Origin of the sequence: Jeotgalibacillus marinus, from assembly GCF_040801915.1 — a bacterium.
GTDB lineage: Bacteria > Bacillota > Bacilli > Bacillales > Jeotgalibacillaceae > Jeotgalibacillus > Jeotgalibacillus marinus.
In genome coordinates this window covers 120,250-126,514 of record NZ_JBFMIA010000008.1, presented here as the reverse complement: position 1 = coordinate 126,514, position 6,265 = coordinate 120,250, and the positions used below count along the sequence as shown (strand labels likewise).

The following is a 6,265-nucleotide window of genomic DNA, read 5'->3' as shown; positions in this document are numbered from 1 at the left end:
TGCTCCGACTGCGGTGGTAAAGTACGCCCTCCTCGACGGATCCCTTACGCCTGTCGAGCCTAAACGCCCGCTTCCGCTTTTGTACCATCTAGCTCCAGCAGGCAGGCTCTCGGGTCGTAAGTGCTCCGACTGCGGTGGTAAAGTACGCCCTCCTCGACGGATCCCTTACGCCTGTCAAGCCTAAACGCCCGCTTCCGCTTTTGAATCACCCATTCTTTTTTGGAGTTGAGTGATTTGTTGGTCAATTGTTTGTTCCTCTTGACGATTTACTTCACCTGTTTCAATTTGTTGCAAATGTCTTTCAATGTCGCTAAAACGTTTTTCCTCGATTGACTGATCGTCGTCAGCTAATACACGGTTGGCATTTTCGTTTGCACGTACTACATTTTCCCGTCCCATTGCTTCAAGACGCTTAATGTACATATCTTTAAGCTTTTGTTTCATGTCTCCATGTTTTTTTTCAAGTCCTTGAAGCTGGTTTGTTACTTCTACTACTGATAACTCTAATCTTTCTTTTCTGCTTTGATAATGAGTTAATTCATGTCTTGCTAAAGCTGCAAGTTCACTTTCACCCGCTTCTTCAGCTAGACGTACATGCTCTTCTCGCTTTTGTACCATACTTTTAGCGGATTGAAGTTCTTTTGTAAACTCAAGTTTTAACATTCGTTGGCGCTCAACAATCTGACCAACTTTGTCAACTTCCTTTTCACACTCACTTAAATAATGGTTCAATACCGCGATTGGGTGTTTGCTATCTTTATGGTCTGTTTCCTTAGAAAAATCACTTTTAATTGTATTTGTTAGCCTTGTTAATAAATTTGTCATGTTAAATCGCTCCTTTGTCTTTTACTATTTTTCACTTAACTCATTCCACTGCTTATCAAAGTTAACAAATGGATCTCCTGAAATCGGTTCATCTTGTGATTTAGATCGGTTCCACTCTTTATAAATTACATACAACAAATACAGCGCAAACAACCCGAGAATGGCTGGTACATTTGCAATGGCAGATAGAGCTGCAATCACCGCCACTGTTCCCCATACAAATTTCATAAATAGGGATGTTGTTTTAACGAACCCTTTCGCCGAGAAATACAAAATGGCTAAGCTTATCGCAAGTCCTACAATAGAACCAAGATTCGATAGAAGCACTGCAACCGCGATCGCCCCAACGATGACTAATCCAACTTTTTTCATGATTGTGTTCCTCCTTTTCTTATCTTGGTTTAATCATATCTGCTACACGGTTTTTCAGTAACGCTCTCAAGCTTGATTTTAAACTAAGACTTGAGGCTTAGTTGGTCGTCATACCTCCTCTTTTGTAAGCAGAGAAACCTTTTAAAACAGAAAAAACTGGCACCACAACGCTCTTTTACGAACATTGTCTTGCCAGTTTTAGTTAATCCTTCTCATTTCAAGAACGTATGGAGACCTCGAACGATGTAGCGTTCCCAAAGGGTCTTACCCTTTCAAAATTCATCCTCAATCATGCTATACAAATAATGATCTTCCCACCTACCATTGATAAAAAGATTTTTACGTAGCTGGCCTTCTCGTACCATGCCAACTTTTTCAAGCATCTTTATTGATGCTTCGTTACGGGGAGAAACAAGCGCTTCCACTCGATGCAAACCAAAATCACGAAATGCAAACCGAAGAGCTGCTATGAGTGCCTCTGTGCCAAACCCTTGCTGCGTCATCGATTCATCTAATGAATACCCAATATGTGCAGATGAAAATGGTAACCTACGAATCGAGTAAACCGAAATACTCCCTATCAATTGACTCGTATCACTCAAAAAAATTCCCCATGTATACTCTTTGCCAAGCTTTACTTGCTGTTGTGTCTCAGCCAATTTCTCAAGCTGAACATCGCGCGTATAAAATGATTCATGATGCTTTGGCTCATGGATTGTCCAAAAATGACGATTGCGCTCTAACAATTCCACAAACGTATCCACATCAGCCATTGTCAATGGTCGAAAATAAAGACGCTCACTCTTTAACAAAATCATCCACACTCGCTCCAATACGCTCAATCTTTTTTCTCTACCATCAGTGTAAACCGTATTAGGCAAAAGGTCGACAAGAATGTTGCGACAAAATGCTTTCGTTCGCTGGGTGGTGATTGAGCGAACCGTTTTGTTATTTTGTTAATGAAATGAAGTGTTCTACGTCTTTAATGCAAAGTTGAATTCCTTTTTCCCAGAAGGCTTCTTTTGTGATGTCTTCGTTTAGGTGTTTCATAGCGAGGTCTTCTGTGCTCATGATCGCAGTATCACGCAGAAGTGCCATGTATTTTTCTTCATACTCTGTTCCCTCTTCTAGTGCTTTCGCATAAATGCTTAGCGAGAACAAGTAACCGAATGTGTATGGGAAGTTATAGAACGGAACGCCTGTAATATGAAAGTGCATTTTTGATGCCCAAAAGTTTGGATGAGAATCTTCCATTGCTCCTGCAAACGCTTCGTCCTGTGCTTCAGACATAAGTTCATTTAAGCGACTCGCAGGAACTGGTCCTTCTTTACGTTCTTCATAAAAACGCGTTTCAAATAAGAAACGAGAATGAATGTTCATAAAGAAAGCAACGCTGCGTGATACTTTGTCTTCAAGTAATGAAATTTTTTCTTCATCCGTTGAAGCTTCTTTTACAGCGGCGTCAGACACGATCATTTCTGCGAATGTCGAAGCCGTTTCTGCCACATTCATCGCATACAAACGATTGAATGGGTCCATCGGCTTAAGTGCATAAGTATGGAACGCGTGCCCCAGTTCATGCGCAAGTGTTGCCACATTGGACATTGAACCGCTGTACGTCATAAAGATTCGCGACTGCTCATCTAACGGGAAGCTAGTACAGAATCCTCCAGGTCGTTTATCAGCACGATCTTCTGCTTCAATCCACCCTTCTTTAAATGCCATCTCAGCAAATTTCGCCATTTCCGGCCCAAATTTAGCGAAATTCTTTAAAATAAATGTAGCACCCTCATCATACGAAACGGTCTTTGATGACTGAGAAACGGGTGCACCAACATGAGCCCACGTCATTTTATCTAACCCTATCAACTCTGCTTTACGTTGCAAGAACTCGACAAACGGCTGCTTATTTTTTGAAATGGCTCCCCACATTGCGTCAAGTGTTTGTTGTTGCATGCGGTTAATATCAAGTGGTTCTTTTAATACATGATCCCATCCTCGTTTTTTGTATACGTTCAAGCGGAAGCCACCAAGGTGATTTAATGTTTCAGCAAAGAGAGATTCTTTTTCTTTCCACGCCTCTTCAAGCTTGTGGAACACTTCTTCACGGACGGCTGGATCTTTATGAGAAGATAGATTATTCGCTTGACCAATTGACAATGTTTTTTCTTCACCATCGACCGTTACTTGGATGTTCATTGATGATATAATCGTATTATACATTTGTCCCCAAGCATGATATCCATCAACACTAAGCGCTTGAATAAGCCCTTCTTCATCCTCTGACAAACGTTCTTTTGATTTTTCTCTCCATTCATTTAACACAAAAGAAAACGTCTTAAGTTCATCATCTTGTATAAGAGAATGCCATACGTCTTCACTTGTTGCAGAAAGCTTCTGTTGGAATGCAGTGAATGCTGTACCAAAGTCTGCAAAAATACTCGTCATTTTTCCGCGCAGCACGTTTGCTCCTACATCTTTTGTATCTTGCGCTTCAAGACAGCTTGCAAATGCACCAGATTGGTAGAGTCCCATCATGACAGATTTCGCTTCTTCAATTAGCTTTCTCACTTTTTCAATGTCCGTATTACTTCTAGGTGTTTCAAAGCTTTTCACATTTTTTTCAAACGCTTTAGTTTTCTGTGTGTACTCTTCTAAATGATTTGTTAGTTCTGGAGAACTGCTTCCCCCATTAAAAAATACATCTAAGTCCCACTTTTGTGGATATGTAACCTTTTCCATGTTCATTCCTCCCTCATTCGATAAAAGTTAAAATATTCTGATTCCTCTCGTTTTTTATCATATCATACTACTTCTATTGACGAAACACTCACCTATTTTAAATTTCCAGAAGCCTTTACGTGTGATAAACTATTAGAATTGAAGTTCTACGAAAGGATGATTTTATGATCCTGCAAGCTGAGAAAGCATTGCAAACGTATTTTGGTTACGATTCATTCCGACCAGGTCAAGACCGTGTGATCGAATCGGTTTTAGCTGGTGATCATTCTCTTGGTATTATGCCTACTGGAGGAGGAAAATCTCTTTGTTATCAAATTCCTGGCATACTTTTAGAAGGCACTGCTGTAATCATTTCACCTTTGATTTCACTTATGCGTGATCAAGTAGATGCACTTCTTGAAAACGGCATTGATGCAACCTTTATAAATAGTTCCCTATCTTCAGGTGAAGCGATGGAACGACTACAGGAGATCCGCCAAGGGAGATATAAATTTGTTTATGTAGCACCTGAACGTTTTGATTCACCATCATTTTTTCAAACGATCGCTTCTATAAAACTGTCACTCATCGCATTTGATGAAGCACATTGTATCTCTCAGTGGGGACATGATTTTAGACCGAGCTATCGATCGATTGTGGACACGCTACATCAATTACCAAACCTTCCAGTGATGATGGCACTTACAGCAACCGCCACCGATAATGTCATCCAAGATATTGCTAGACTCCTTACCATTGAGCCTGCTCATATCGTTAACACAGGTTTTGCTCGTGATAATTTGTCGTTTCATGTACTTAAAGGAGAAGACAAACAACAATTTATTTCGAGTTATCTACAAGAACACCGGCTCGACACAGGGATTATTTATGTCGCAACTAGAAAAGAAGCAGACCATTTAACGAAAGTGTTGTCTACTAAAGGGCATTCCGTTACGTGCTATCATGCTGGCTTACCAGAAGGCGTACGCGAGGAAGCGCAACACCAATTTATTTATGATGAAAAGAAAGTCATTATCGCTACGAATGCATTCGGCATGGGGATTGATAAGTCCAACGTTCGCTTCGTCATACATTATCAAATGCCGATGAACATGGAATCATACTATCAAGAAGCTGGTCGTGCTGGACGTGATGGCGAACCTAGTGACTGTTTTTTACTGTACAGTCCTCAAGATGTGATGCTGCAAAAGTTTCTAATCGAACAATCCGTAGCCAATGATGATAAAAAAGCGGCAGAGTATTTAAAGCTTCAGCATATGGTGAATTATTGTCACAGCAATCGCTGCTTACCAACTGTTATTCTTGATTATTTCGAGGATGATCAAATGACAGACGATTGTGGACATTGTAGTAACTGTCGAGATGATCGTGAAAAAATCAATCGCACTCGAGACGTTCAAATTGTTCTTTCTACCGTCAAGCGAATGGGCGAGAGATTTGGAACAGGCTTAACGGCTAAAGTGTTAAAAGGATCAAGAAGTAAAAAAGTCATCGATTTTAAATTAAATAAGCTCACAACGTACGGCATGATGCGAACACAAACAGAAAAACAAATTAGCGACTTTATTCAGTATTTAATTTCAGATGGCTACCTTAATCTCGAAGGTGGTCAATTTCCTACAATCCGTTTAGGGCTAAGAGCATTATCCGTTTTAAAAGGGGAAGAAGAAGTTTGGGTAAAATCGGCTTATCAAGTTCAAAACCAAGAAGTCGCTTATGATGAAGGGTTATTTGAAGGACTGCGTACCTTGCGTTCTCAAATTGCTAAGGACAACGCCGTTCCACCTTACCTTATTTTCTCAGATGCGACGCTGCGTGAAATCGCAACCTACTACCCATTAGATCAAGAAGCAATGCTTGCGATCAAAGGCGTTGGTGAACGTAAACTAGTTGAGTACGGGGAAGCTTTTGTTGAAGTTGTGCAAGACTATACAGCTAAACATGGTACAGAAACGAAAAAAAGAGCGGCGGTTGTAAAAAAAGAACCGAAAGTACCTGAACTCATTCCAACAGCTGACCAACCAAGCTTTATGTTTTCATATGAGCAGTTACAGGAAGGGAAAACGGTTGAAGAAATCGCTGAAGTTCGTGCCATGTCCTTACAAACCATCGAAAAGCATTTAATGAGCGCTTTTAAAGAAGGTCACTCATTACCATTTGAACAATGGATTAAACCAGAAATTGAAGAACAGATTTTATCAATAAGGAACACGTTAGAAGAGCCTAAACTTAAGCCAATCAAAGAAGCATTGCCTATAGATGTCAGTTACTTTACGATTAAAATGGTGTTGCTGAAAAACAATTTCATGTGATAAAACACGAATGG

Annotated in this window: 5 protein-coding genes; 1 reads left to right on the top strand and 4 read right to left on the bottom strand. The window is 40.3% G+C overall.

Going from position 1 to position 6,265, the window contains the following annotated elements; translation table 11 throughout:
* Nucleotides 1–180: 180 nt before the first annotated feature.
* The 4 genes from AB1471_RS10615 to AB1471_RS10600 all read right to left on the bottom strand — a co-directional run bounded on the left by AB1471_RS10615 (nucleotide 181) and on the right by AB1471_RS10600 (nucleotide 3,939).
* A complete protein-coding gene (locus AB1471_RS10615) occupies nucleotides 181–825 on the bottom strand; it encodes a PspA/IM30 family protein (RefSeq protein ID WP_367779736.1) in 645 nt (214 codons plus the stop codon).
* A gap of 24 nt (nucleotides 826–849) precedes the next feature.
* Nucleotides 850–1,197: a lmo0954 family membrane protein gene (locus AB1471_RS10610; protein ID WP_367779735.1), complete on the bottom strand. Its 348-nt coding sequence runs from the start codon at nucleotides 1,195–1,197 to the stop codon at nucleotides 850–852.
* 272 nt (nucleotides 1,198–1,469) lie between these two features.
* Entirely contained in the window at nucleotides 1,470–2,015 is a 546-nt protein-coding gene (locus AB1471_RS10605; protein ID WP_367779734.1) for a GNAT family N-acetyltransferase, read from the bottom strand.
* Nucleotides 2,016–2,145: 130 nt separating this feature from the next.
* On the bottom strand, nucleotides 2,146–3,939 hold the full coding sequence (locus AB1471_RS10600) for a M3 family oligoendopeptidase (RefSeq protein WP_367779733.1): 1,794 nt from the start codon (nucleotides 3,937–3,939) through the stop codon (nucleotides 2,146–2,148).
* A gap of 164 nt (nucleotides 3,940–4,103) precedes the next feature.
* Between AB1471_RS10600 and recQ the strand changes: the two genes are divergently transcribed.
* A complete protein-coding gene (gene recQ, locus AB1471_RS10595) occupies nucleotides 4,104–6,251 on the top strand; it encodes a DNA helicase RecQ (RefSeq protein WP_367779732.1) in 2,148 nt (715 codons plus the stop codon).
* Nucleotides 6,252–6,265 lie beyond the last annotated feature (14 nt).